Raw genomic sequence first — 24,912 nt, forward strand, 5'->3', positions numbered from 1 at the left:
AGGAGGGAAACCAAGTGCCAATCAAAAAGTACAAACCGACATCTCCTGCGCGTCGTCACATGTCCGTTTCGACATTTGAAGAAATTACGACAAGCACACCGGAGAAATCGTTGCTGGCTCCTTTGTTCAAAAAAGCAGGCCGCAACAACCAAGGTAAAATTACAGTTCGTCACCATGGCGGCGGACATAAACGTAAATATCGTATCATCGACTTCAAACGTACCAAAGACGGTATTGTTGGCAACGTGGCAACGATCGAATACGATCCGAACCGTACCTCCAACATCGCTCTTATCCACTACGTGGACGGCGCTAAAGCTTACATCATCGCGCCTAAAGGTCTTAAAGTCGGCGATCAAGTTGTTTCCGGACCTGAATCGGATATCAAAATCGGCAACGCTTTGCCGCTTAAAAATATCCCTGTTGGTACGATTATCCACAACATTGAGTTGAAACCGGGCAAAGGCGGCCAATTGGTTCGCGCAGCTGGTACAGAAGCTCAATTGCTGGGTAAAGAAGAAAACTATGTTTCGATCCGTCTGAGCTCTGGCGAAGTTCGTCGCATTCTGAACACTTGCCGTGCAACAATCGGTTCTGTTGGCAACGAAGATCACGAACTCGTGAAAATCGGTAAAGCCGGCCGTTCCCGTTGGTTGGGCAAACGTCCTGAAGTTCGCGGCGTAGTAATGAACCCGAACGATCACCCACACGGTGGTGGTGAAGGCCGCGCTCCAATCGGACGCAAGTCGCCTCTGTCCCCATGGGGCAAACCGACTCTCGGTTACAAAACACGCAAGAAGAAAAAAGCATCGAGCCAATACATTATTCGTCGTCGCACGAAATAAAGTCAGCTTGATTAAGTCCGCGTGAGCTCGTCTCACGCCAGCGCTTACGTGAAGGGAGGAACACACATGGGTCGCAGTTTGAAAAAAGGTCCTTTTATCGACGGTCATCTGTTGAAAAAGGTTGAGGATCTGAACGAAACCAGCAAAAAGGTTGTTATTAAAACATGGTCCCGTCGTTCGACGATTTTCCCACAATTCATCGGTCACACAATCGCGGTTTATGATGGTCGCAAACACGTGCCGGTTTATGTGACAGAGGACATGGTTGGACACAAATTTGGCGAGTTCGCGCCTACGCGTACTTACAAAGGCCATGCCAGCGATGACAAAAAAACGGGCAGACGTTAATCGGTGCCCTTTATCATTTGCAATGAACGAGAGGAGGTTCTCACATGCCAGAAGCTAAAGCGCACGCTAATTTCGTACGCATCGCGCCTCGTAAAGCGCAGCTCGTAGCGGACTTGATTCGCGGCAAGCAAGTGGGCGAAGCGATCGCAATTCTGCGTCACACGCCAAAATCTGCTTCCCCGATTATCGAGAAGCTGCTGAACTCTGCGATTGCTAATGCCGAGCATAACTATCAGTTGGACGTCAACAAGCTGGTTGTTACTCAGGTGTTCGCTAACCAGGGGCCAACAATGAAACGTTTCCGTCCTCGCGCGATGGGTCGTGCAAGCCGGATCAACAAAAGAACCAGCCACATCACCTTGGTGGTATCTGAAAAATAAGGAGGGATAACGTGTGGGTCAAAAGGTAAATCCAGTCGGCCTTCGTGTCGGGATTATCCGTGATTGGGAATCCAAATGGTACGCTGGCAAAGACTTTGGCGATCTTCTTCTGGAAGATGTAAAAATCCGTGAATACCTGAAGAACAAGCTGAAAGAAGCAGCTGTTTCCCATATTGAAATCGAGCGTGCCGCTAACCGCGTAAACGTAACGATTCAAACCGCTAAACCAGGCATGGTTATCGGTAAAGGCGGTTCCGAAGTTGAAAACCTTCGTACGGAACTGGGCAAAATCACTAAAGGCAAAAAGGTTCACATCAATATCTCTGAAATCAAACAAGCCGATCTGGACGCTATCTTGGTAGCTGAAAGCATCGCACAACAATTGGAGCGTCGTGTTTCGTTCCGTCGCGCACTGAAACAAGCAATTCAACGTTCTATGCGCGCTGGCGCCAAAGGGATTAAAACCGCTGTTAGCGGACGTCTTGGCGGTGCGGAAATCGCACGTTCAGAAGGTTATAGCGAAGGAACGGTACCGCTTCATACATTGCGTGCCGACATCGACTATGGCACTGCTGAAGCTCATACTACTTACGGCCGTATCGGCGTAAAAGTATGGATCTACCGTGGCGAAGTCCTTCCGACGAAGAAGAAAGCTCCCCAGGAAGGAGGCAACTAATCATGTTGGTACCAAAACGTGTAAAACACCGCAAACAACAACGCGGTAACATGAAAGGTCGCGCGAAAGGCGGCACTACTGTTGCTTTCGGCGAATACGGTCTTCAAGCACTTGAGCCGTCCTGGATTACGAACCGCCAAATCGAAGCGGCTCGTATTGCCATGACTCGTTACATCAAACGGGGCGGTAAAGTTTGGATCAAAATTTTCCCTGACAAACCAATCACTCAAAAGCCTCTCGAAGTGCGGATGGGTAGCGGTAAAGGTAACGTTGAAAAATGGGTAGCCGTTGTTAAGCCGGGCAAAATCATGTTCGAGCTGGCTGGCGTACCTGAAGAAGTAGCGCGCGAAGCCATGCGTCTTGCGGCTCACAAACTGCCTGTCAAGACCAAGTTCGTGAAACGCGAAGAAGTGGGTGGTGAAGCAAATGAAGGCTAGTGAATTTCGCAACCTAACCTCTGCTGAGATTGAACAACAAGTTGCCGGTTTTAAAGAAGAGCTGTTCAACCTTCGTTTCCAATTGGCTACTGGCCAACTGGACAACCCGACTCGGATTCGTGACGTGCGTAAGGAAATAGCTCGTGCTAAAACCGTTTTGCGTGAAAGAGAACTCGGAATCAGCAGCTAATCGGTATCCTTGCATAAAGTACGATCACGGATGAAGGAAGGAGGAAGAACATGAGCGAACGCAATGCCCGCAAAGTTCAAATCGGCAAAGTCGTAAGCGACAAAATGGATAAAACAATCGTGGTGGCTGTAGAAACTTACAAAAAACATGATTTGTACCATAAACGCATTAAGTACACGAAAAAGTACAAAGCGCATGATGAAAACAACCAAGCCAAAATCGGCGACACCGTAAAAATCATGGAGACTCGTCCACTATCCAAAGACAAGCGCTTCAGACTGGTTGAAGTCGTAGAAGTTGCTGTTGTTCTCTAATGAGCGTATGAGTGACCGAAGCATTTTTTTGCTGAAAGGAGGACGCTAAAATGATCCAACCATTTACACGTTTGAGAGTTGCCGACAACTCCGGCGCTAAGGAATTGATGTGTATCCGCGTTTTGGGCGGCACTGGCCGTCGCGTTGGCCACATCGGCGATCTGATCGTTTGTTCCGTCAAACAAGCAACACCAGGCGGCGTTGTCAAAAAGGGTGATGTTGTTAAGGCCGTTATCGTTCGTACAAAACGTTCGGTTCGTCGTAAAGACGGTTCTTACATCGCATTTGACGAAAATGCAGCGGTAATCGTGAAGGAAGACAAGAGCCCACGTGGCACTCGTATCTTCGGACCAGTTGCTCGCGAACTTCGCGACAAGGACTTCATGAAAATCGTATCGCTTGCGCCTGAAGTAATCTAATTGATGCAAGACAGATAAATGCCCGAAAGCTTAGCGAGCAGGAGGTGTAACAAATGCCAAGGCTTAAAAAAGTATTGGAATCCCATAACAACAAACTGCATGTGAAGAAGGATGACAACGTCATCGTCATCACAGGTAAAGATAAAGGTAAAAAAGGCCGTGTCATCGCAGCTTATCCGCGCGAAAACCGCGTTCTTGTAGAAGGCGTTAATATGGTGAAGAAGCATAGCCGCCCTTCCCAAGCCAATCCGCAAGGCGGAATCATCGAGCAGGAAGCTCCGATCCATGTGTCCAACGTCATGCACATCGATCCGAAAAGCGGTAAAGTAACGCGTATCGGATACAAAGTGCTGGACAACGGCAAAAAAGTCCGGATCGCTAAACGCTCCGGAGAAGTGATTGACTAATTGTTTAGGTAGGAAAGGAGGTCCATGATCAATGACAGCAAGAATGAAAGGTCGTTTTCTTAACGAAATCACTCCTGCGTTGATGCAGAAGTTCAACTATACTTCGGTTATGCAAGTGCCGAAAATTGAGAAAGTCGTAATCAACATGGGTGTTGGCGAAGCAGTTTCCAACTCCAAAATTCTGGATGTTGCTGTTGAAGAGCTTCGTATCATTTCCGGTCAAAAACCGGTTGTCACTCGTGCAAAGAAATCTATCGCTGGCTTCAAGCTTCGTGAGAATATGCCGATCGGGGTTAAAGTGACGCTGCGCGGCGAGCGCATGTATCACTTCCTTGACAAGTTGTTCAATATCTCGTTGCCACGCGTTCGTGACTTCCGCGGTGTATCGACCAAAGCATTTGATGGACGTGGAAACTACACGCTTGGTCTTAAAGAACAGCTGATTTTCCCGGAAATCGAGTACGATAAAGTTGATAAAGTACGCGGTATGGACATCGTCATCGTCACGACGGCAAAAACGGACGAAGAATCTCGTGAGCTGCTGACCCAATTGGGCATGCCGTTTGCGAAGTAATCCACTTCTAGGAGGTGTAATACCCAGTGGCAAAAACTTCGATGAAAGTGAAGCAACAACGCACACCGAAATTCAAAGTGCGCGCATATACGCGCTGTGAGCGTTGCGGCCGTCCGCACTCTGTTCTGCAAAAGTTTAAAATTTGCCGGATTTGTTTCCGCGAATTAGCATACAAGGGCCAGATTCCTGGCGTTAAAAAAGCAAGCTGGTAATAAGCTTAAGTTCGGGAAGGAGGTTCACATAAATGGTTATGTCTGATCCGATTGCAGATATGCTGACACGTATTCGCAACGCGAATGTCGTTCGTCACGAAACAGTGGAATTGCCAGCTTCGAAAGTGAAGAAGCAAATTGCTGAAATCTTGAAGCGCGAGGGTTTTATCCGCGACGCTGAATATATCGAGGACAACAAACAAGGGATTATCCGTATCTTCTTGAAATACGGCCCTAACCAAGAGCGCGTTATCACTGGTCTGAAACGTATCTCGAAGCCAGGCCTGCGCGTTTACACGCAAGCGACTGAAATTCCGCGCGTTTTGGGCGGACTGGGAATCGCGATTATTTCCACGTCCAAAGGCGTTATGACGGACAAAGAAGCACGTCAAGTTAAATCCGGCGGCGAAGTTGTCTGCTACGTTTGGTAATTAATAAGTCAGAAAGACAGGAGGTGTAACAATGTCCCGTATTGGTCGTAAACCAATCGTTGTCCCTGCCGGCGTTAACGTTAGCTTGGACAATACCGTTATTACTGTAAAAGGACCAAAAGGTACGCTGTCCCGCGAGCTTCATAAAGACATGAAGATCAACGTAAGCGAAGCCGAGATTCTGATCGAGCGTCCTTCCGATAATAAATTGCACCGCTCTCTGCATGGTACTACGCGCAGCCTCGTTGCGAACATGGTGACAGGTGTTACCGATGGATTTACTAGAAACCTGGAATTGGTTGGTGTTGGTTACCGCGCCAGCAAATCCGGTGATAAAGTAGTTCTGAACGTGGGTTACTCTCACCCGGTTGAGATTGCTCCCGAGGCTAACATCGAGTTCGATGTGCCGGTTAACACTAAAATTACCGTTCGCGGCATCGACAAGGAACGCGTAGGTGCTGTTGCTGCTCAAATCCGTGCTGTACGTGAACCTGAGCCGTATAAAGGCAAAGGCATCAAGTACGAAGGCGAGCGCATCATCCGCAAAGAAGGTAAAGCTGGTAAGAAAAAGTAAGCTAAACTTCAATGAAGCCGGTCGGAGAAATCCGGACTCGTTTCATCCAATAGCTTCCTAAGGTTTAAAGAAAGGAGTGAATCGGCATGATTACAAAAGGCGACAAAAACAAGGCCCGTCTGAAAAGACACCTTCGTGTTCGTAAAAAAATTAACGGTTCGGCAGCACGTCCGCGTCTGTCTGTATTCCGTTCCTCCAAGCATATCTATGCTCAGCTGATTGATGATGTTGCAGGCGTAACGCTGGCTTCCGCGTCCACTAAAGACAAAGAACTGGCAGCTTCCATCGGAAACGGCGGCAACGTTGAAGCGGCAAGCAAAGTTGGCGAGCTGATCGCTAACCGCGCTAAGGCTCAAGGAGTTACTGACGTCGTGTTTGACCGCGGCGGATATTTGTACCATGGCAGAATTCAGGCGCTGGCAACAGCAGCTCGCGAAGCAGGCCTGAACTTCTAATCACTCAATAAGGAGGTTAAACGACTTGCGTGTAGATCCTAATACGTTAGAACTAACTGAAAAAGTTGTTCATATCAATCGTGTTGCTAAGGTTGTTAAAGGCGGACGCCGCTTCAGCTTTAGCGCACTTGTAGTCGTCGGCGACGGCAAAGGCTACGTTGGCGCAGGCATCGGTAAAGCGGGCGAAGTGCCGGACGCGATTCGCAAAGGCATTGAAGACGCTAAGAAAAACCTGATCCAGGTGCCACTCGTAGGAACAACGATTCCTCACCTTGTTCTGGGACACTTTGGCGCTGGCGAAGTTCTTCTGAAGCCTGCTTCTGAAGGTACTGGCGTTATCGCTGGTGGTCCTGTCCGCGCAGTTCTTGAACTGGCTGGTGTAGGCGACATTTTAACGAAATCTCTTGGTTCTTCGAATTCACTGAACATGGTGAACGCAACGCTGGAAGGTCTTTCCCGTTTGAAACGTGCGGAAGACGTAGCAAAGCTGCGCGGCAAAACCGTCGAAGAGCTTTTGGGTTAAGGAGGGACAAACGATGGCAAAATTGCAAATCACCCTCGTTCGCAGCTTGATCGGCCGTAACGAGAAGCAACGCGCGACTGTTGAAGCGCTTGGTCTTCGCAAAATTCGTCAATCGGTCGTTCAGAACGACAGCCCGGCGATTCGCGGCATGGCCAACGCCGTTAGTCATTTGGTTAAAGTTGAAGAAGTTTAAATAAGGCTCTAAACGGGCTTGCTTTACTTAAGAGATAAACAAGGAGGTGCACACATGAAATTGCACGAGTTAGCACCAGCACCAGGTTCTACCCAAGAGCCTAAGCGCAAGGGTCGCGGTATCGGCTCCGGTAACGGCAAAACGGCCGGTAAAGGTCATAAAGGTCAAAACGCACGCTCCGGCGGCGGTGTTCGTCCTGGCTTTGAGGGTGGACAAAACCCGTTGTACCGTCGTGTTCCTAAACGCGGCTTCAACAACCCTTTCCGTACCGAATATGCGATCGTCAACATTGAGACTCTGAACAGCTTTGAAGCAGGTACTGAAGTTACTCCAGCTCTTCTGCTCGAGCAAGGGATCATCAAAAATCCTCTGGCCGGCATTAAAGTATTGGGTAACGGCGAACTAAAAGTAGGACTCACTGTCAAAGCGAATAAGTTCTCTCAATCTGCGGTAGAGAAAATCCAGGCTGCCGGCGGTAAAACCGAGGTGATCTAATTGTTCAAAACCTTGTCCAACATTTGGAAAGTGACGGATCTGAGAACAAGGATCTTGTTTACGCTTTTCATTCTATTCATTTATCGTATCGGAGCGTTTATTCCGGTACCGGGCGTTGACAAAGAAATTCTCAAGAACAATGATGCTTTGGGTGCGGATTTGTTTGGTTTGTTGAACACCTTCTCCGGCGGCGCCTTGTTCCAGTTCTCCATTTTTGCAATCGGGATTACCCCATACATTACGGCTTCCATTATCGTGCAGCTGTTGTCGATGGACGTTATTCCGAAGTTTGCAGAATGGGCTAAAGAAGGCGAAAACGGCAAGCGCAAGCTGGCTCAGATTACCCGTTACGGTACGGTCATTCTTGGTCTGGTGCAAGGTTTTGCTACGGCCATCGGATTTAACCGCTTGTACTCGCTGGAAATGATTCCAAACGCAACATTTGCCGATTATGTCGTAATCGCCATTATTTTGACCGCCGGTACTGCATTCCTGATGTGGCTCGGCGAGCAAATTACGGAACGCGGCATCGGTAACGGCATCTCAATTCTGATCTTTGCTGCCATCGTGGCTGGTATTCCTGGCCATATCATGACAATCTACGAGCAAGAATTTGTAGGCGCAGCTGATCAATTGTTCCTGAATATTGCTAAGATGCTTCTGATTCTGATTGCGATTATCGCGATTATCGTCGGAGTAATCTTTATCCAGCAAGGTATTCGCAAAATTCCAGTTCAATACGCTAAACGTGTAGTTGGACGGAAAATGTACGGCGGACAATCGACGCATATCCCGATGAAAGTTAACGGCGCAGGCGTTATCCCCGTTATCTTCGCGGTATCCCTGATCATGTTCCCGGTTACGATTGCGAACTTCTGGCAAGGACAAACTTGGGCGAATTGGATTATCAACAATATGAACTACACTCAGCCGCTTGGCATGGTGCTGTATGTCATTCTGATTATCTTCTTCACCTTCTTCTACACATTCGTACAGATTAATCCGGTACAAATGGCGGATCAGATGAAGAAAAATGGCGGGTACATTCCCGGCATTCGTCCTGGCAAGCCAACATCCGCTTACTTGACTCGCGTTATGACGCGTATCACGCTGACGGGTGCGGTTTTCCTGGCGGCAATCTCCATCCTTCCGGTATTCTTCGGTTCTTTGGCCGGCCTACCGCAATCTGTGCAGCTTGGCGGCACTTCATTGCTGATCGTTGTTGGCGTTGCGCTTGACACGATGAAGCAAATCGAGAGCCAGTTGATCAAACGCCATTACAAAGGGTTTATCAATAAATAACAATGGGTTCGAAAGCGGGCTGCCGCACCCAAGACTGCTTGATGTCGCGGTGCCCGAACGGGCCTATTGTGTTTAAAGCGAGGAACACGGTAATGAACATTTTATTCATGGGCCCTCCGGGAGCCGGCAAGGGCACTCAAGCTGAACGGATCGTGGAGCAATTCGGCATTCCCCATATCTCTACCGGCGATGCATTCCGTCTTGCTATGAAGGAAGGCACACCGCTTGGCTTGAAAGCCAAGGAATATGTGGATCAAGGACTGCTTGTTCCGGATGAAATTACAAACGGCATCGTCAAAGAACGTCTGGCGCTGGATGACTGCAAGAAGGGTTTTCTTCTGGACGGTTTTCCCCGTACATTGCAGCAAGCCGAAGCGCTTGACGCTATGCTCGCGGAGCTGGGACGAGGCATTGACCATGTCGTCAATCTGAAGGTTGACCGCAGCTTGCTGCTTGCTCGCCTGACGGGCAGACGCATCTGCAAAACTTGCGGAACGACTTACCATGTTTTGTTCAACCCTCCAAAAGTCGAAGGCATCTGCGACAAGGATGGAGGAGAGCTGTACCAACGCTCCGACGATACGGAAGAGAAAGTTGGCACTCGTCTGGATGAATACACATCCAAGACAGCTCCCCTGCTGGACTACTACAGCGGTAAAGGCCTGTTGCGCGAAGTAGACGGCGAGAAGGATATCGATGTCGTTACCTCCGAAATTGCCGCCCGCTTGAAAGGTACGTTGTAATGATTATTTGCAAATCCGAAACGGAACTGCGATTAATGAGAGAAGCCGGACGTATTGTGGCCGAAACTCATCGGCTAATGGCAGCTGCAGTGAAACCTGGTGTTACAACCGGCGAGCTGGACGCCATTGCTGAGAAGTTTATTAGAAGCCAAGGTGCGATTCCCTCCTTTAAAGGTTACAACGGCTTTCCATCCAGCGTATGCGCATCGGTCAATGACGAGTTGGTGCATGGTTTCCCCGGGTCGCGCAAGTTGAACGAAGGCGATATTATCAGCATTGATATCGGCGCCCAGTACGAAGGCTATCATGGCGATTCCGCCTGGACCTATGCGGTCGGGAAGGTATCGGATGAAGTTCAGCGGCTGCTGGACGTAACGGAGGAGTCGCTTTATGCGGGTCTTGCGCTCGTCAAACCTGATATTCGGCTGTATAGTATATCGCACGCCATCCAGAAGGTAATTGAAGCAGCAGGCTTTTCGGTAGTACGGGAATACGTAGGGCACGGAATCGGCGCGGATCTGCACGAAGAGCCGCAAATACCGAACTATGGTATCCCGGACAGAGGGCCGCGGCTAAAGCCGGGTATGGTGCTTGCTATCGAGCCAATGGTCAATATCGGAGAACGGTATGTCCGGACGCTTGAGGACAATTGGACAGTCGTAACACAAGACGGCTCATGGTGCGCTCATTTCGAGCATACAGTAGCCGTAACCGAAGACGGCTTTGAAATATTGACCATTCTGCCGCAGCAAACGGAAGGCTAGAAGCGATGGATGCTCGTCCCCAGATTGGTCAGTTCGTCAAAGTGCTTAGAGGCAAAGACGAAGACAGCTATGCAGTCATTATCGACATATTGGATGAACGTTTCGTCCTGATTGTGGATGGCGACAAGCGGCGTTTCGACTCGCCAAAAAGAAAAAACGTTCTTCATCTTCAGTTACAGCCTGCCATTAGTCAAGAAGTAACAAGCAGCTTGCAAGAAACGGGCAGGGTGACCAACGCCAAGTTGCGTTATGTGATTCAGAAGTTTGCGCATGCGAAAGGAGAATGACGGTTGGCTAAGGAAGACGTCATTGAGGTCGAAGGCACGGTAATCGAGCCGTTGCCAAATGCCATGTTCAAGGTGGAGCTGGAGAACGGTCATCAAATTCTCGCCCATGTCTCCGGCAAACTCAGAATGCACTTTATTCGCATTCTGACAGGAGATAAAGTGGTTATACAGTTATCGCCTTACGATTTATCGAGAGGGCGCATCACCTATCGGAAGTAGTCCGCTATGTAGCGGTCGGCTTTGCGAAAGATTCGGGAGGTAATCACAATGAAGGTTAGACCTTCGGTTAAGCCCATTTGCGAAAAATGCAAGGTTATTCGTCGCAAAGGCAACGTTATGGTGATTTGTGAAAATCCGAAACACAAACAAAAACAAGGATAAAAGGAGGGACATATAGCCCATGGCACGTATAGCTGGTGTAGATATTCCGCGCGACAAGCGCGTTGAAATCGCCCTGACGTATATTTTCGGTATCGGCAAAACGACTTCTCAAAAACTGCTGGTAGCAACCGAGGTCAACCCTGACACTCGCGTTCGCGACCTGACGGAAGATGAGCTGGCTCGTCTGCGCGAAGCCATCGACAAATCGGTTAAAGTGGAAGGCGACCTGCGTCGCGAAATTTCCCTTAACATCAAACGTCTAACTGAGATCGGCTGCTACCGTGGCTTGCGTCACCGTCGCGGACTTCCAGTTCGTGGTCAACGTACGAAAACAAACGCACGCACACGCAAAGGTCCTCGTCGGACTGTAGCGAACAAGAAGAAATAAGAAGGGAGGATAATGGACAATGGCTAAACCTAAAAAAGTCGTTCGCACAAAACGTCGCGACCGGAAAAACATTGACAGCGGTGTGGCTCACATCCGTTCAACATTCAATAACACGATTGTTACGATCACGGATCCTCACGGCAATGCAATCTCCTGGGCAAGCTCCGGCAACCTTGGATTCAAGGGCTCCCGTAAGAGCACGCCTTTTGCTGCTCAAATGGCTGCTGAATCTGCAGCTAAAGCAGCAATGGAGCATGGCATGAGAACAGTCGAAGTTATGGTTAAAGGACCTGGCGCCGGCCGTGAAGCAGCAATTCGCTCGCTTCAGGCAGCTGGATTGGAAGTTAACCTCATTAAGGATGTAACCCCAGTTCCGCATAACGGATGCCGTCCGCCTAAACGTCGTCGCGTATAGTCCGATCTGCGGTGGTATCAAATAACTGCAACTTGTGAATAATGGTTGTGAAGGTTTGGCATACTACGAGATTTGGCAAAATGAAGGTACAGGTAACGGAGCGACGTTTGAAGGAGGGTACTATTAGTGATTGAGATCGAAAAGCCGAAAATCGAAACCGTAGAGCTGAACGATGCAGGAACCTACGGACGTTTCGTAGTCGAGCCGCTGGAACGCGGATACGGTACGACGCTTGGAAATTCGCTTCGCCGGATTCTGTTGTCGTCTTTGCCAGGCGCGGCTGTAACATCGGTACAAATCGATGGGGTGCTGCATGAGTTTTCGACGGTTCCAGGAGTGATTGAAGACGTTACGGAAATCATTCTGAACCTGAAAGGCCTGTCGTTGAAAATCCACTCCGATGAAGAAAAGGTGCTGGAAATTGATGCGGAAGGCGAAGGAAACATCACAGCGGGCGATATTCGAGCTGATAGCGATGTCGAGATATTGAGCCCTGATCTTCACATTGCGACCTTGGCCTCCGGAGCGCGTCTTCATATGAGGATTTTTGCTAATCGCGGGCGCGGTTACGTGCAAGCGGACCGGAACAAGAGCGATGATCAACCGATTGGCGTCATTCCCGTTGATTCGATTTACACGCCCATTACTCGTGTTAATTACAGCGTGGAAAACACACGCGTTGGCCAAGTCACTAACTATGACAAGCTGACGCTTGAAGTATGGACGGATGGAAGTATTCGCCCTGAAGAGGCAGTAAGCCTCGGCGCTAAAATATTGACCGAGCACCTGGACTTGTTCGTCGGGTTGACGGATGAAGCCAAAGATGCCGAAATCATGGTTGAAAAAGAAGAAGACAAAAAAGAGAAAGTTCTGGAGATGACTATCGAGGAACTGGATCTGTCTGTGCGTTCATACAACTGCTTGAAGCGTGCCGGTATTAATACCGTGCAAGAGCTGATCACGAAATCCGAAGAGGACATGATGAAGGTTCGCAACCTGGGCCGCAAGTCGCTTGAGGAAGTTCAAGAGAAGCTTGAAGAGCTGGGTCTCGGCTTACGCATGGAAGAGTAGCGGTACAGCAAGCTCAGACCACTCAGCAAGGGAGGGGAAAACAAAATGGCATATCAAAAATTGGGTCGTGACGCAAGCGCTCGTAAAGCCTTGTTCCGCGATCTCGTAACGGATCTGTTCCTGTACGAGCGTATTCAAACGACTGAGGCTAAAGCCAAAGAAGTTCGCTCGATCGCTGAGAAACTGATCACGAAGGCGAAAAAAGGCGATCTTCACGCTCGTCGTCAAGTTGCTGCATACGTGCGCCGCGAGACGGTTGACGGTGAAAAAGACGCTATCCAAAAGCTGTTCTCTGAACTGGCTACACGTTATTCGGAGCGTGCTGGCGGTTACACGCGCATCCTGAAGCTGGGTCCACGTCGCGGTGATTCCGCGCCTATGGTTTACCTGGAACTGGTTGACCGCGGTTAATGATTGATAGAAAGGGTGGACCCATGCGGCCACCTTTTTTTATTACCCCTTTAAGTGAAATAAAAGCCGAATGAGTGAACCCATACAGGAGCAGGGGGATGAAATGCGGAATATATGCGTCAAAGTCAGCTATGACGGGACGGCCTTTAACGGCTTTCAATCACAGCCCTACGGCCGTACTGTGCAGGTTGAAATCGAGCATGCAATCAAACATCTGACAGGCGAATCCATTATCATAACAGCTTCCGGAAGAACGGATGCAGGCGTTCATGCTAGGGGACAGATTTTTAATTTTCATACCGCTTCATCTATCCCGACGGAACGCTGGGCAATTGCGCTGAATACGAGGCTGCCCAAAGATATTATTATTTTGGATGTATGGGATGTGCCTGACGGTTTTCATGCCAGACGTTCTGCTAAACGAAAAACGTACCGGTATTCCATCGATATCGGAAAGTTTCCGGATGTATTTCAAAGAGCCTACCGTTTTCATCATCCTACACCGTTAAATTTTGATGCGATGAAGGAAGGGCTGGGTTATGTGATCGGACGTCATGATTTTACTTCATACACGTCTATCCGTTCGACCAAACCTCATCATATCCGCACGATCTACGAAGCAGAGCTTGTGCAAGAGGGCCAAGCAATCCATATGACGATTACAGGCAATGGATTCCTTTACAACATGGTAAGGGTGATTATGGGAACCTTGCTGCAGATAGGCGAGGGCAAACGGAAGCCTGAAGAGATGGGAGCAATACTGGAAGGTCGTTCAAGAGCACTGGCCGGTCCTACGGCAATGCCCCATGGCTTAATGCTGGTCGACGTTGAATATGGGGAGTACGGAGAACCGCTGCCGCCCGACATGCCGGACGATGACGGGGATTTCGACGAGCAGGATGAATAAAAGCGCCGTTTATGAGCAAACGGCGCTTTTTTCATGATTATTTTATACAAGACAGGTAGCGACTTATTCCAGAGTAAAGTTTCCGGAGCCGGTAGTTACGTTAAGCTTAATGTTGCCGGAACCAATAACGGCATCAATGGAATCTCGCTCGCTGCTTTTGTGATTGTAGGTGAAACCATCCTTTTTAATGGAGCCGACGCCAGATCCACCTTTATATTCTACCGCCAGGGATTCGGGATCGTTCTCCAAAGCAACTACTACACGGCCGCTGGAGGCTTTAAGAGTCGTATCAAAAAACAGGTTTTCGGCTTTCAGCGTTATATTGCCGGATGATGATTTGCCGTCAACCTTTGCGCGTCCGTCAATAAGCTTGGCATTTCCGCTGCTGATCTCGAATTTTAGCGTTTCTGCAGTATATCCTTCGATTTCAAGATTTCCGCTGCCAAGCTTCAATTCCACGGTGTCTCCAATCACATTGTTTATTTTCATGTTTCCGCTGCTCACTTTTGCTGTCAGTTCCTTTGTCCGGGTATCTTGCATCTTCACGTTTCCGGAACCGCTGTCGAGCTCGAGATCTTTCAATTCAAGGGCGTTTAAGGACAAATTGCCGCTTCCGGTGTCGATAACAAGCTGTTCAGCATGCAATTCATCAATGTTGACATTGCCGCTGCCGGTTTCAATGGTTACGTTGTTCCATACAGCCTCCGGCAATTCGACCCGCAGACCTTCGTTCATCCAGTTTACACCAAAGGACCAGCCCTTTTGTTCAATTTCAATGATTAGTTTGTCGCCGGAACGAAGGACTTCCAGATTAATCTTTTTGGCAATGTTGGGTGTAGCCTTTCCTTTTAAGGTAGCAATAGCTTGGGACTGACTTCCTTTAACAAGCGTTACGTTAGTACCGCTGGTATCAATGACAATATCCTTGATGTTGTCGATTTCGCTGCTTTTCTCCAGATTCACTTCTTCCAGGAGACGGTCCGTAATATTATCGAGTCGGGCAAGCACGTTATCATTTCCTCTGTCTAAGTAAACTAATGCAACTCCGGCCACTCCGACGATCACAAGCAGCAGGCCGATAAATGTTCTGAATTTCATTGTTCTTCTCTCCTTAGCTTCCATTGCTTGCACGGCAAGGTCGTATACATCTCATGGCATTATTTTACCAATATGGGATGTCTAATTGGAACGGTCCGATGACTTAATTGCATACTGGACTTAGGGCTAGTATGAGGGACAATTTGCATGATAATGAAAAAGGATCAGGATGATGTTAGTTTAGCATAAAAAAGAAGACATTAGAGGAAATAAGGCCTTGCTTCTGGGCACGAATTATAGTAATATATAACTTGTGCTTTCTTAGTGGCTCTCCCACAGCCCCGACTAAGAATGGCCGCAAAAGCAATACCAAACATGACAATTGAACCAACGTTTACGTTGTTATAAAAAGATCAATGCAAGAGATTGAAGGAGGATCATCCATGGGTAACACCTATATGGCCAAGCCAAATGAAGTTGAACGCAAATGGTTTGTCATTGATGCGGAAGGCAAAACGCTCGGACGTCTTGCAAGCGAAGCTGCAAGCCTGATCCGCGGCAAACACAAACCGCAATTTACGCCGCACATCGACACGGGCGATTTCGTTGTCGTAATCAATGCTGAGAAAATCGTTCTGACAGGCAACAAACTTGCCGACAAGAACTACTACCGCCATTCCATGCACCCAGGCGGTCTGAAAGTTACTCCCGCGCATGAAATGCTGAAAAAGCACCCTGAGCGCGTAATTGAATTCGCTGTTCACGGTATGCTGCCTAAAAACCGTCTTGGCAACAAAATGAAGCTTAAATTGAAAGTCTACGCAGGTGCGGAACATCCACATCAAGCACAAAACCCTGAAGTTTACGAGCTTCGCGGGTAATAAAGAGGAGGACACGTTTCATGGCTCAAGTGCAATACTATGGAACCGGTCGTCGTAAACACTCTGTTGCACGTGTACGTCTCGTGCCAGGTGAAGGACGAATCATTGTTAACAAACGCGATCTGAATGAATATTTCGGATTGGAAACTCTCAAGCTGATCGTTAAACAACCGCTTAACCTTACTGATACATTGTCCAAATACGATGTATTGGTAATCGCGAACGGCGGAGGCATCTCCGGTCAAGCCGGCGCTATCCGTCACGGTATTTCCCGTGCTCTGCTGAAAGCAGACCCTGAATTCCGTCCTGCTCTGAAACGTGCAGGTTTCTTGACTCGCGACCCACGTATGAAAGAGCGTAAGAAATACGGCTTGAAAGCCGCTCGTCGCGCTCCACAGTTCTCGAAACGTTAATATTCCTTGTGTACAAGGATCAGCCCTTGGCCTTTTGGCCAGGGGCTTTTTATTTTGTCCGAAACATCTTGGTAAGGGTTAACCTGAACCTCTTAGCGGCAGCCGGCCGAATTGTTTGGCGAGGTAAGGGTGGGCTCGTTATTGAGAGAGATTCTCGACTTGTTTTCAAAATGGTGAAAAGTTTTCGTTGATCTGACGGGATAAAGCGCGTATAATAATCAATACAGACTAATTCACTAGGAATTACTACGGAGGTTGCATACTATGAATCTTTTTGAGAAGGAAGCATTGATTGCGCAGAAGGCGGTAGAACTGGAAACGGCTTCTCCGGAAGAAATAATTGCGTTTGCGGTAGAAACATTCCCTAACATTACCTTTGCTTGCAGCTTCGGCGCAGAGGATGTTGTGCTTGTTGATATGCTGCAAAAAATCAGCCCCAAAACAGATATTTTCTATCTGGATACAGACTTTCACTTCAAGGAAACCTATGAGACGCGCGACAAGCTTGCAGAACGTTATCCCGGTATTCCTTTTGTGGAGGTTAAACCCGAAATTACACCTGAGGAGCAGGCAGCGCAATATGGTGAAGAGTTGTGGAAAACCGACGCTAACCAATGCTGCAATATCCGTAAGGTTCAACCATTGACCAAAATTTTGTCCAAATACGAAGCATGGATTACCGGCATTCGCCGTGATCAGGCGCCGACTCGGGCTAATTCCAAAAAAATTGAGTATGATGTCAAATTCGGTCTGGTGAAGTTTAATCCAATTGCCGGATGGACCAGCGAAGATGTATGGAATTACATTCGTGAAAACAATGTTGTTTACAACCCTTTGCATGACAACTATTATCCAAGCATAGGCTGCGAATATTGCACCAGACAGGTTATGCCGGGCGAAGACCCAAGAGCGGGACGTTGGTCCGGCCAAGAAAAAACGGAATGCGGATTGCACAAATAACAGGAGGCTTCTAACCATTATGAGTCAAATACTACCTCATGGCGGCACACTGGTTAACCGGATTGCCGAAGGCGCAAAACGTGAAGAATTGCTAAAGGAAGCACAGGGCTTGCCTGCAATCGTTATTAACGCATGGACAGTTTCGGATTTGGATTTGATCGGCGTAGGCGCGTTTTCGCCGCTTACCGGTTTTCTGAATGAAGAAGACTACCACTCCGTTGTAAACAACATGAGGTTGTCGAACGGGACAGTATGGAGCATTCCGATCACCCTTTCCGTTGATTCTGCCAAAGCGGCTCAATTAAAGACTGGAACACGGGCGTCGCTGGTAGGCGAAGACGGAGTGACTTATGGCATTCTGGACGTGCAAAGCATCTACACTGTGGATCAAAAGCACGAAGCAGTTAACGTATTCAAGACGGATGATCTTGAGCATCCCGGCGTTAAAAAGCTGCTGGAGCGTTCCGCGACTTATGTAGGCGGCGACATTACGGTGTTGAATCGTCCGCAGCCGGAGAAATTCCAGGAGTTTTATTTTGACCCGGCGGAAACCCGCCGCATCTTTGCCGAAAAAGGCTGGAAGAGCGTTGTTGGCTTTCAGACGCGTAACCCGGTGCACCGCGCGCATGAATATATCCAGAAGACGGCAATGGAGATTGTGGATGCGTTGTTCCTGAATCCGCTGGTTGGCGAAACGAAGTCCGACGATGTACCTGCGAATGTGCGGATGAAGAGTTATCTGGCTCTGCTGGAAAACTATTATCCCTCCAATCGCGTCTTCTTGGGCGTATTTCCGGCAGCAATGCGGTATGCGGGTCCGCGTGAAGCCATTTTCCATGCGTTGGTTCGCAAAAACTATGGCTGTACGCACTTTATTGTTGGACGCGATCATGCCGGCGTTGGCGATTATTACGGCACTTATGAAGCGCAGGAGCTGCTCAAAAGCATTCCTGCTGAAGATTTGGGCATTACTCCGCTTTATTTTGAACATAGCTTTTTCTGTAAATCTTGCGGCAATATGGCTACAACCAAAACGTGTCCGCATGACAAGGAGCATCATCTGACCTTGTCCGGCACCAAAGTCAGAGCGCTGCTGCGTGACGGCGTATGTCCTCCTCCGGAGTTCTCGCGACCAGAAGTTGCCAAAATTCTGATCGAAGGCATGTCGGAGCAGCCCGTCGGCTAAAGGGTTAGGCAACCTTTTAGGGTCATAGCGACTTACGGGCAGCTAACGTTGCCTCAATGAGCAAGCTAAGCCAACACATAATTAACCACCTCGTCCCATATAAATAGGAATGAGCGCGGAGGACCTGTCCTTCTGCTCAGAGCGCAAAACGGCGCCTATTCCTATTGCGGAAATCGAGGTGGTTTTTTGTTATGACGAAATTGGCAAACCCAACGAAAAGGGCCGAATCAAATAATGCCGACATCAGCCATACGCCGGCTTCAGGAATGACCGTTGGAAAGCTGCGGAGGGAAACGCGCTCCCCGTTTCGGCGTGTGGTGGTTTGGTTGACGCCTTCAGGGTGGCTTCGTATCGTTTTGGGTATTTTGATTGCGTTTGTTATCGTCTTGTTATTGCGGCAATCGGAACCGTCTGCAGGTCAAGCCTGGTCTTATTGGAGCATGCCGCTTTCGGGCACAACCATAGCGATAGATGCCGGACATGGGGGAGCGGACGGTGGGGCGGTCAGCAAATCGGGCGTTATTGAAAAAGATTTGAATCTTGCGATTGCGCTGTATTTGAGGGATTACCTGCAACAGGGCGGCGCGGTCGTCGTGATGACCCGGGAAGGCGACTATGATCTGGCGTCAGGAGATGCCAACGCCTACAGCAAACGAAAGACGGAAGACCTGAAACGAAGGGCAAATGTGATCCAAACCAGCGATGCTTCGTTGTTCGTCAGCATTCATATGAACAGCATCCCCTCCGACAAATGGTCCGGCGCACAAACGTTTTACCATTCCTCCCGGCATGCCGGGAACCGGCAGCTGGCCGCGCTCATACAGGAAGAGATTAGAAAGAACCTGGAAAATACCAATCGGGTAGCGGCGGTCAAAAACGATGTTTACTTAATGAAGGCCGTGGACAAAATACCGACTGCATTGGTCGAGGTTGGATTCCTGTCAAACCCGGATGAAGCTGCAAGGCTTGCTGATGCCAACTATCAGCGAAAGGTAGCGGCTTCGGTTTACCAGGGGATCCTTCGTTATTTGTCGGGGGAGAAGCTTAGCGGAGGGGCAGAAGAGCGGCTTCAGCTGCATAATGGGGAAAGCTGACAACGTGTGCTATAATGGATGGTGAAAACGCAGTCATCCAAGCGTAAACGGCATCGCTGTTCTTGAACGACAAAAGCAACGCTTCGCGATGTCATAGAGTAAATATGCATGACGTGCAGCTTATGCAAGCTTATATTTCGAAAAAGGTGGGACGCGGCAATATGTTGACACGTGAATCTGCAATAGAAGCCATCCAATCGGCGATGGCTGAAGACTATACAGCGGAAGGAATCACCTTCCGCGACGTCATGGTCAGGAACCGTCAAGTATCGCTGACGGTTCTTGACGCAAGCGCGGCTGTGCAGCCCGCGCTTGAGGCCGCGCTCCGCGCGGCCCTGGCGCCGCTCGGCGTCGAAACCGTGCATTGCCGGTTTCGGGACGAGGCGGCGCCAGCCGGCGGCGCAACGCAGTCGCCGCCGGAAGCAGCGGCGCAGCGCGCAGACGCCGCAGAACCGGGCCCCGTTCAAGGCCACGGGGCCGATCTGGAGAGCCCGCTGCTGTCCGACAGCGGGACAACCTTTATCGCCGTCGCCAGTGGAAAAGGCGGCGTAGGCAAGTCCACGGTGACCGTTAACTTGGCGGTCGCCCTGGCCCGCAAGGGCAAACGCGTCGGCATCATCGACGCGGACATCTACGGCTTCAGCGTGCCCGACATGATGGGCATCGAAGAAACGCCGGAAATCATCGGCGAACGGATTATTCCGATCGAGCGTTTTGGCGTTAAAGTCATTTCAATGGGCTTTTTTGTCGAGGACAACAGCCCGATCGTATGGCGCGGCCCGATGCTGGGCAAAATGATCCGCAACTTTTTCCAGGAAATCGCTTGGGGCGAGCTGGACTACATGCTGCTGGATCTGCCTCCGGGCACTGGAGACGTTGCGCTGGATGTCCATCAGATCATTCCCCATAGCAAAGAAATCATTGTAACGACTCCCCATGCGACGGCCGCTTTTGTTGCGGCAAGAGCGGGCGCCATGGCCATCAAGACCGAGCATGAAATTCTGGGCGTTGTCGAAAACATGTCCTATTATGTCTCCAAATCCGGCGACAAGGAATATGTGTTCGGCAGAGGCGGCGGCGGCAGGCTGGCAGAAACGCTGCATTGCGATCTGTTGGCGCAAATTCCGCTTGGCGCGCCGGACAACCATATTTCCGAGCCTGATTTTTCGCCATCCGTCTACAAAGAGGATAGCGAGACGGGACAGCTTTATATGGAGCTTGCCGAAAGCGTGTTGAGCCGTTGTCAGGAGCCTTCAGTCAAATAAAGGCTTCCTAGATTAAAAGCATCCTAACCCATACAAAAGAACCTTCAAAACCACGTCGATCAAAGTGGTATTGAAGGCTCTTTTTGCTTTACAGTCCTTAACTTTGCTGGTCGTTTTGGCTTTGATCGTCCTGGCTTTGCTGGTCGTCCTGGCCCTGGTCTTGACCCTGCTGCTCCTCGTCGCCCGACTTTTGCACCTTTTCGTTGGGTTTGGTTTGCAGCTCTTCCTTGACGGCAGCCTTCATCAGATCCAGCACTTCCAGGCGGAATAATGGATTCTGCATCGATTCCTGCATCAGCGACATCACTTCTTTGCGATATTGCGCGCTTTTGAGCACTTCCAGAATGAGCTTCTCCATCTCCGGCGTTTTCATTGTTTTGACTAACTCGGCCTGGTATTGAGGGTCTTTCATCAATTCCTTATGAATCGTTTTGTTTTCTTTATTGACCGACTTGGCGAATTCGCCGGCGAATCGGGTGTCCGTCATCAGCTTTTTGATTACTTTATCATAATCCGGAGAGCTAATGACATCCTTGACCGCAACCCGCACTTCCTCTTGATCCGAAACCGACAGCAGCTTGGAGGATTGCGCGCTGTAACCCGACATTTGCTCCGCCGATTCCTGCAGCGCTTTTTGGGCGTCCTCCGTCTTCAGGATGTCAATCACCATGGATTTCATATCCTTGTAGCTGAGTCCTTGAGACGCCGCTCCGGATGATTCGGAGCCGCAGCTTGTCATGATCAACAGCATTGCCAATAGTGACGGCCATAAAGTCCATTTTTTGGTCATAATATGGCTCCCTTCCGTATCCATGCGCTTGCTTGATGTCTTGGTCCGACGATCATCCTTATTATGTGCAGCGCGCAATGATTTATCAGGGTTAGGCATAGCTTTTTGCTGTGATCATGGTAAAATAAAGCCAAAACGTTCGGGGGGACATGGAAGTGACACTGCGCAAATGGTTTTTTCTGTTCTGGAGCACGATGGCGGTTGGCGCCTTGGTCTGTATTTTATGCGGCTCCATCATGCTGTTAACGAATCAGGAATTCGGTTTTCTCGGTTTTGAAGCAACCGGCTTTAATGCCTTGATGATGGGCATATCGGGCCTGATGATCGGAGCATTCAGCCAAATGGGCTTTTTTGCTTATTTGACGCTTAACTATATCGCGCTCAGCGTATTCCGTAAAAAATATTTGTGGAACGCCTTGCAGGGCTATACCACGTTTTTTGCCGCTTTTGGTTTGGGTTACGTCCTATATGAGGACCGGACGAACGGCTGGTTTTTCTGGGTAGTGCCGATCATTTTGCTGGCGGCTTCGCTTTTGTTTACCTGGCTTAAGGTTAAACAAACGAATCAGAGCGCTTTTGTCCCAACGATGTTTCTGTTGTTTGTTGTGACGTTTATTGAAGCATGGCCGGCTCTGCAAGGAGAGACTAATGTAGCGGCTATTGTGTTTATGATGGTTCCGTTATTCCTCTGCAATGCCTACCAAAATATGATGATGCACCGCCTGCTCAAAAAGGAAACGGCCGACTCCGCAGCTATTCCTGCAAAATCAGCCGTTTAAAGCGCCCAATATTAGAAACCGGATGCTCTGAGATCCTCTTTTAGAGGTGCTGGATTGTCGCTTTGCACCGTTTTTCCGGAAGCGTCGCTTTGCGAAATAAGCTGGGACACGTTAACGAAATCGTATCCTTTGTCCCGAAGCTGATCGATGATGGCGGGCAGAGCCTCATGGGTTTGCAGAACGGTGTCGCTGGCATGGAGCAAAATAATATCGCCGGGATGGCTTCGCGTCACGACGCGATTGATGATTTTATCCGTCCCGATATTCATCCAGTCCAGCGAATCGGTGTCCCATTGAATAACCTTGTACTGCAATTCTTCCGCTATGCGCAGAACCCTTTTGTCAAAATCGCCGTTGGGCATTCTGATAAGATTGGGCTCCTGACCCGTAATGCCGCTTAATATGGTGTGCGCGGTTGAGATTTGTTTGCGAATTTCCTCATCCGTCATTTTGGTGTAGAAATCGTGCTTGTGGCCATGGCTTCCGATCTCAAAGCCGGCATCTTTGATTTTGTTCACCAGATCGGGATGCGATTGACCCCATGGCGCGGAAAGAAAGAAGGTTGCTTGCGTTACATTTTTTTCTTTCAGCACTTCAAGGATCGGCTCCGCCCGTTTGTCTCCCCAACTGATGTCAAAGGTCAAGGCGACAACCTTTTTATCGGTGGGAACGCTATAAATAGCAGCGGGTTGTTGCGGCGCAAATACCGTGATATTATCACGTTCGGCATAAATGATTCCAATGGAGAACACCAGGGCGATTGCGATAAAAAAATACTTTTTGAGCTTTTTTCCATTCAGCACATAAAACAAATTCATGGAAAAGCCTCTCCTCTCTTCAAGCTCGCCTTGTACAGAAGGCGGGGGCTTTTTGCATTAGTAGTACAATCTATGCTCGTACACCGGAGATATGACTCTTGTCTCTGCATTTCGAACGATCGGAGGAGGACCAGTGCTGCAGTTTGGGAAATTTACAAGCCATCTCAAGGAGATGCGCGGTTATATCGGCGTTGCTTTTGTTATCTTTTTTGCGGGGGTGTTTATTGGTTCAAGCAATCCCGTGTTCTCGAATTTTCTGGATTCTCAGCTGGAGGGACTGCAAAGGCTTGTTCAATCGGTCGACAACTCTGCGAATCCAGCGTTAACGATGATGATCATCATCTTTTTGAATAACGTCATTAAATGTATCTTTGTCATGTATTTGGGCGTGTTTTTCGGCATCATTCCTGTCGCTTTCCTGATCATTAACGGATTGCTGATTGGTTACTTGCTGGAGTTGATTAGCCGTAATCCCGAAATGCCCTCTGTTCTTGAAATGGTTGCAAAAGGGCTGCTGCCGCACGGCATAATCGAAATTCCAGCCCTTGTCATTGCTTGTGCCTATGGTATGAAGTTTGGGAGTCTTGCCTTGAGGGGAACGGGCAGCTTCCTGTTTCAACGAAGCAAGCTGCAGGGGATAGGCGCCGAATTCGGTTTTTTCGCGGAGAGAACGGTTGCGATGATTGTGGCGCTGATCGTTTCATTGCTAGTAGCCTCCGTAATTGAAAGCACGGTTACGGTGTGGCTCATGTCGGTGTAATAATATTTCCAATATTTGAGCATAACAGTAAAGCGGTGCCTGACACCTTGGTGCAGGTGCTGCTTTTTCGCTTTTGCAGACCATGCGGACTGCAGGCGCAATCAATGGCTTGACTTAAAACTCTCTCAAGGGCAACGATTTTCGCCTTTTCGATCCCAGCTGAGTGCTTTTTCCTTTACTTGCTTCCGGCAGTCCTGCGAAAAAGACCCGTGCCGCGTACGAAAATTCGGCAATGCCTGCTTACTGAGGAGCTTTAAGTCCCGCCTTAGTCTTCATCTTTCAAAGGAGGCCGCTTACGTTATGCTCGGAATACTGTTTAACGACAAGGAGTGCAAGGAACTGGATTACGTTTTGCGCAAGGAGTTGGACGAGATGCTTCTCGACCTGAATGATTCAAGATTGGATGGAGACATTAAAAGCGCAATAACCCGCAGGTACAAAATTGTCTTTAGGATGTATGCGCGCATCGCTTCTCCAAAGGAGCTTTCGCGCTATGCATTAAAAGCAAAAACCTATCAATAACAAACCACTATCCAAGCCTTTCGAGGATGAGTAATATAGCCCGAAATAGGCAAAATAAAAAAAAGAAAAATAGGGGTTGCATTCATATGGACCCCTGTGTTATATTATTTAAGTCGCCGCTGAGACATGCGGGACACACGGAACAAAACGAAACAAAAGCTTGTTCTTTGAAAACTGAACAACGAGTGAAACTGCCCTGTTTAATCTCCTTGAGAAGCAGCAATGCTTCAAGGGATCAAATGGATAAAGCAACACGTAATGAGC

General features: G+C 48.9%; 40 protein-coding genes. 37 read left to right on the plus strand and 3 right to left on the minus strand.

Annotation, left to right across the window (positions count from 1 at the left end):
• Window positions 1-14: 14 nt before the first annotated feature.
• From rplB to truA, 28 genes are all read left to right on the plus strand, one after another.
• Window positions 15-845, plus strand: coding sequence for a 50S ribosomal protein L2 (gene rplB / locus ACX93W_RS24120; protein WP_459394937.1), 831 nt, complete (start codon window positions 15-17; stop codon window positions 843-845).
• A 66-nt stretch (window positions 846-911) separates the two neighbouring features.
• Window positions 912-1,193 (plus strand): 30S ribosomal protein S19, encoded by a 282-nt coding sequence (gene rpsS / locus ACX93W_RS24125; RefSeq protein WP_459394938.1) that lies wholly within the window; start codon window positions 912-914, stop codon window positions 1,191-1,193.
• Between the two features lie 44 nt (window positions 1,194-1,237).
• Window positions 1,238-1,573, plus strand: coding sequence for a 50S ribosomal protein L22 (gene rplV / locus ACX93W_RS24130; protein WP_459394939.1), 336 nt, complete (start codon window positions 1,238-1,240; stop codon window positions 1,571-1,573).
• Window positions 1,574-1,586: 13 nt separating this feature from the next.
• Entirely contained in the window at window positions 1,587-2,249 is a 663-nt protein-coding gene (gene rpsC, locus ACX93W_RS24135; RefSeq protein ID WP_459394940.1) for a 30S ribosomal protein S3, read from the plus strand.
• A 2-nt stretch (window positions 2,250-2,251) separates the two neighbouring features.
• Complete coding sequence (gene rplP, locus ACX93W_RS24140; protein WP_068679355.1) at window positions 2,252-2,686, plus strand: 50S ribosomal protein L16; 435 nt, start codon at window positions 2,252-2,254, stop codon at window positions 2,684-2,686.
• Entirely contained in the window at window positions 2,676-2,876 is a 201-nt protein-coding gene (gene rpmC, locus ACX93W_RS24145) for a 50S ribosomal protein L29 (RefSeq protein ID WP_168123575.1), read from the plus strand. The genes rplP and rpmC overlap by 11 nt, the downstream gene beginning before the upstream one ends.
• Before the next feature lie 50 nt (window positions 2,877-2,926).
• Window positions 2,927-3,190, plus strand: coding sequence for a 30S ribosomal protein S17 (gene rpsQ, locus ACX93W_RS24150; RefSeq protein WP_068679351.1), 264 nt, complete (start codon window positions 2,927-2,929; stop codon window positions 3,188-3,190).
• A gap of 50 nt (window positions 3,191-3,240) precedes the next feature.
• On the plus strand, window positions 3,241-3,609 hold the full coding sequence (gene rplN, locus ACX93W_RS24155) for a 50S ribosomal protein L14 (RefSeq protein WP_087570318.1): 369 nt from the start codon (window positions 3,241-3,243) through the stop codon (window positions 3,607-3,609).
• A 53-nt stretch (window positions 3,610-3,662) separates the two neighbouring features.
• On the plus strand, window positions 3,663-4,016 hold the full coding sequence (rplX, locus tag ACX93W_RS24160; protein ID WP_459394941.1) for a 50S ribosomal protein L24: 354 nt from the start codon (window positions 3,663-3,665) through the stop codon (window positions 4,014-4,016).
• A 31-nt stretch (window positions 4,017-4,047) separates the two neighbouring features.
• On the plus strand, window positions 4,048-4,590 hold the full coding sequence (gene rplE, locus ACX93W_RS24165; RefSeq protein WP_068679347.1) for a 50S ribosomal protein L5: 543 nt from the start codon (window positions 4,048-4,050) through the stop codon (window positions 4,588-4,590).
• A 26-nt stretch (window positions 4,591-4,616) separates the two neighbouring features.
• The gene (locus tag ACX93W_RS24170) at window positions 4,617-4,802 is read left to right on the plus strand and encodes a type Z 30S ribosomal protein S14 (protein ID WP_013312154.1); all 186 of its coding nucleotides are present in this window, start codon (window positions 4,617-4,619) and stop codon (window positions 4,800-4,802) included.
• 32 nt (window positions 4,803-4,834) lie between these two features.
• Window positions 4,835-5,233 carry a 30S ribosomal protein S8 gene (gene rpsH, locus ACX93W_RS24175; RefSeq protein ID WP_068679345.1) on the plus strand — a complete coding sequence of 133 codons (399 nt, stop codon included), beginning with the start codon at window positions 4,835-4,837 and terminating at the stop codon, window positions 5,231-5,233.
• A 31-nt stretch (window positions 5,234-5,264) separates the two neighbouring features.
• The gene (gene rplF, locus ACX93W_RS24180) at window positions 5,265-5,807 is read left to right on the plus strand and encodes a 50S ribosomal protein L6 (protein ID WP_459394942.1); all 543 of its coding nucleotides are present in this window, start codon (window positions 5,265-5,267) and stop codon (window positions 5,805-5,807) included.
• A gap of 86 nt (window positions 5,808-5,893) precedes the next feature.
• Entirely contained in the window at window positions 5,894-6,262 is a 369-nt protein-coding gene (rplR, locus tag ACX93W_RS24185) for a 50S ribosomal protein L18 (RefSeq protein ID WP_459394943.1), read from the plus strand.
• A gap of 25 nt (window positions 6,263-6,287) precedes the next feature.
• The gene (gene rpsE, locus ACX93W_RS24190; RefSeq protein ID WP_459394944.1) at window positions 6,288-6,785 is read left to right on the plus strand and encodes a 30S ribosomal protein S5; all 498 of its coding nucleotides are present in this window, start codon (window positions 6,288-6,290) and stop codon (window positions 6,783-6,785) included.
• A 13-nt stretch (window positions 6,786-6,798) separates the two neighbouring features.
• Entirely contained in the window at window positions 6,799-6,978 is a 180-nt protein-coding gene (gene rpmD / locus ACX93W_RS24195; RefSeq protein ID WP_459394945.1) for a 50S ribosomal protein L30, read from the plus strand.
• Window positions 6,979-7,032: 54 nt separating this feature from the next.
• A complete protein-coding gene (gene rplO / locus ACX93W_RS24200) occupies window positions 7,033-7,473 on the plus strand; it encodes a 50S ribosomal protein L15 (protein WP_459394946.1) in 441 nt (146 codons plus the stop codon).
• On the plus strand, window positions 7,474-8,775 hold the full coding sequence (gene secY, locus ACX93W_RS24205) for a preprotein translocase subunit SecY (protein ID WP_459394947.1): 1,302 nt from the start codon (window positions 7,474-7,476) through the stop codon (window positions 8,773-8,775).
• Between the two features lie 92 nt (window positions 8,776-8,867).
• Window positions 8,868-9,518 carry an adenylate kinase gene (locus ACX93W_RS24210; protein WP_459394948.1) on the plus strand — a complete coding sequence of 217 codons (651 nt, stop codon included), beginning with the start codon at window positions 8,868-8,870 and terminating at the stop codon, window positions 9,516-9,518.
• On the plus strand, window positions 9,518-10,282 hold the full coding sequence (gene map, locus ACX93W_RS24215; protein ID WP_459394949.1) for a type I methionyl aminopeptidase: 765 nt from the start codon (window positions 9,518-9,520) through the stop codon (window positions 10,280-10,282). Before ACX93W_RS24210 ends, map begins: the two co-directional genes overlap by 1 nt.
• Window positions 10,283-10,287: 5 nt before the next feature.
• Window positions 10,288-10,569 (plus strand): KOW motif-containing protein, encoded by a 282-nt coding sequence (locus tag ACX93W_RS24220; protein WP_459394950.1) that lies wholly within the window; start codon window positions 10,288-10,290, stop codon window positions 10,567-10,569.
• 3 nt (window positions 10,570-10,572) lie between these two features.
• Window positions 10,573-10,788 carry a translation initiation factor IF-1 gene (gene infA, locus ACX93W_RS24225; RefSeq protein ID WP_015847200.1) on the plus strand — a complete coding sequence of 72 codons (216 nt, stop codon included), beginning with the start codon at window positions 10,573-10,575 and terminating at the stop codon, window positions 10,786-10,788.
• A 48-nt stretch (window positions 10,789-10,836) separates the two neighbouring features.
• Window positions 10,837-10,950 carry a 50S ribosomal protein L36 gene (rpmJ, locus tag ACX93W_RS24230; RefSeq protein WP_003333770.1) on the plus strand — a complete coding sequence of 38 codons (114 nt, stop codon included), beginning with the start codon at window positions 10,837-10,839 and terminating at the stop codon, window positions 10,948-10,950.
• A gap of 19 nt (window positions 10,951-10,969) precedes the next feature.
• Window positions 10,970-11,338 carry a 30S ribosomal protein S13 gene (gene rpsM / locus ACX93W_RS24235; protein WP_459394951.1) on the plus strand — a complete coding sequence of 123 codons (369 nt, stop codon included), beginning with the start codon at window positions 10,970-10,972 and terminating at the stop codon, window positions 11,336-11,338.
• A gap of 19 nt (window positions 11,339-11,357) precedes the next feature.
• Complete coding sequence (gene rpsK / locus ACX93W_RS24240) at window positions 11,358-11,753, plus strand: 30S ribosomal protein S11 (RefSeq protein ID WP_116050217.1); 396 nt, start codon at window positions 11,358-11,360, stop codon at window positions 11,751-11,753.
• A gap of 126 nt (window positions 11,754-11,879) precedes the next feature.
• Window positions 11,880-12,824 (plus strand): DNA-directed RNA polymerase subunit alpha, encoded by a 945-nt coding sequence (locus tag ACX93W_RS24245; RefSeq protein WP_068679322.1) that lies wholly within the window; start codon window positions 11,880-11,882, stop codon window positions 12,822-12,824.
• Window positions 12,825-12,869: 45 nt separating this feature from the next.
• Window positions 12,870-13,235 (plus strand): 50S ribosomal protein L17, encoded by a 366-nt coding sequence (gene rplQ, locus ACX93W_RS24250; protein WP_068679320.1) that lies wholly within the window; start codon window positions 12,870-12,872, stop codon window positions 13,233-13,235.
• Between the two features lie 103 nt (window positions 13,236-13,338).
• Window positions 13,339-14,142, plus strand: coding sequence for a tRNA pseudouridine(38-40) synthase TruA (truA, locus tag ACX93W_RS24255; protein WP_459394952.1), 804 nt, complete (start codon window positions 13,339-13,341; stop codon window positions 14,140-14,142).
• A gap of 63 nt (window positions 14,143-14,205) precedes the next feature.
• Here the strand turns inward: truA and ACX93W_RS24260 are convergent, their stop codons facing one another.
• A complete protein-coding gene (locus tag ACX93W_RS24260) occupies window positions 14,206-15,240 on the minus strand; it encodes a DUF4097 family beta strand repeat-containing protein (protein ID WP_459394953.1) in 1,035 nt (344 codons plus the stop codon).
• Window positions 15,241-15,623: 383 nt separating this feature from the next.
• On the opposite strand from ACX93W_RS24260, the gene rplM reads away from it, so the two are divergent.
• The 6 genes from rplM to ACX93W_RS24290 all read left to right on the plus strand — a co-directional run bounded on the left by rplM (window position 15,624) and on the right by ACX93W_RS24290 (window position 20,979).
• Window positions 15,624-16,061 (plus strand): 50S ribosomal protein L13, encoded by a 438-nt coding sequence (gene rplM, locus ACX93W_RS24265; protein ID WP_459394954.1) that lies wholly within the window; start codon window positions 15,624-15,626, stop codon window positions 16,059-16,061.
• A 20-nt stretch (window positions 16,062-16,081) separates the two neighbouring features.
• On the plus strand, window positions 16,082-16,474 hold the full coding sequence (rpsI, locus tag ACX93W_RS24270; protein ID WP_068679314.1) for a 30S ribosomal protein S9: 393 nt from the start codon (window positions 16,082-16,084) through the stop codon (window positions 16,472-16,474).
• 264 nt (window positions 16,475-16,738) lie between these two features.
• Entirely contained in the window at window positions 16,739-17,434 is a 696-nt protein-coding gene (locus ACX93W_RS24275) for a phosphoadenylyl-sulfate reductase (protein WP_459394955.1), read from the plus strand.
• 19 nt (window positions 17,435-17,453) lie between these two features.
• Window positions 17,454-18,620: a sulfate adenylyltransferase gene (gene sat / locus ACX93W_RS24280; protein ID WP_459394956.1), complete on the plus strand. Its 1,167-nt coding sequence runs from the start codon at window positions 17,454-17,456 to the stop codon at window positions 18,618-18,620.
• A 266-nt stretch (window positions 18,621-18,886) separates the two neighbouring features.
• Entirely contained in the window at window positions 18,887-19,714 is an 828-nt protein-coding gene (cwlD, locus tag ACX93W_RS24285) for an N-acetylmuramoyl-L-alanine amidase CwlD (RefSeq protein ID WP_459394963.1), read from the plus strand.
• A 161-nt stretch (window positions 19,715-19,875) separates the two neighbouring features.
• On the plus strand, window positions 19,876-20,979 hold the full coding sequence (locus ACX93W_RS24290) for an Mrp/NBP35 family ATP-binding protein (protein WP_459394957.1): 1,104 nt from the start codon (window positions 19,876-19,878) through the stop codon (window positions 20,977-20,979).
• 97 nt (window positions 20,980-21,076) lie between these two features.
• Here the strand turns inward: ACX93W_RS24290 and gerD are convergent, their stop codons facing one another.
• Complete coding sequence (gene gerD, locus ACX93W_RS24295) at window positions 21,077-21,769, minus strand: spore germination lipoprotein GerD (RefSeq protein WP_459394958.1); 693 nt, start codon at window positions 21,767-21,769, stop codon at window positions 21,077-21,079.
• A 155-nt stretch (window positions 21,770-21,924) separates the two neighbouring features.
• Between gerD and ACX93W_RS24300 the strand changes: the two genes are divergently transcribed.
• A complete protein-coding gene (locus tag ACX93W_RS24300) occupies window positions 21,925-22,548 on the plus strand; it encodes a KinB-signaling pathway activation protein (protein ID WP_459394959.1) in 624 nt (207 codons plus the stop codon).
• A gap of 11 nt (window positions 22,549-22,559) precedes the next feature.
• On the opposite strand, the gene pdaB is transcribed toward ACX93W_RS24300, so the two are convergent.
• Entirely contained in the window at window positions 22,560-23,366 is an 807-nt protein-coding gene (gene pdaB / locus ACX93W_RS24305; protein ID WP_459394960.1) for a polysaccharide deacetylase family sporulation protein PdaB, read from the minus strand.
• Between the two features lie 133 nt (window positions 23,367-23,499).
• Between pdaB and ACX93W_RS24310 the strand changes: the two genes are divergently transcribed.
• Both ACX93W_RS24310 and ACX93W_RS24315 read left to right on the plus strand, forming a co-directional pair.
• Complete coding sequence (locus tag ACX93W_RS24310) at window positions 23,500-24,126, plus strand: stage II sporulation protein M (protein ID WP_459394961.1); 627 nt, start codon at window positions 23,500-23,502, stop codon at window positions 24,124-24,126.
• A 300-nt stretch (window positions 24,127-24,426) separates the two neighbouring features.
• Complete coding sequence (locus ACX93W_RS24315; RefSeq protein WP_068679298.1) at window positions 24,427-24,648, plus strand: hypothetical protein; 222 nt, start codon at window positions 24,427-24,429, stop codon at window positions 24,646-24,648.
• The last annotated feature ends 264 nt before the right edge of the window (window positions 24,649-24,912 follow it).

Source organism: Paenibacillus sp. CAU 1782, assembly GCF_054551715.1.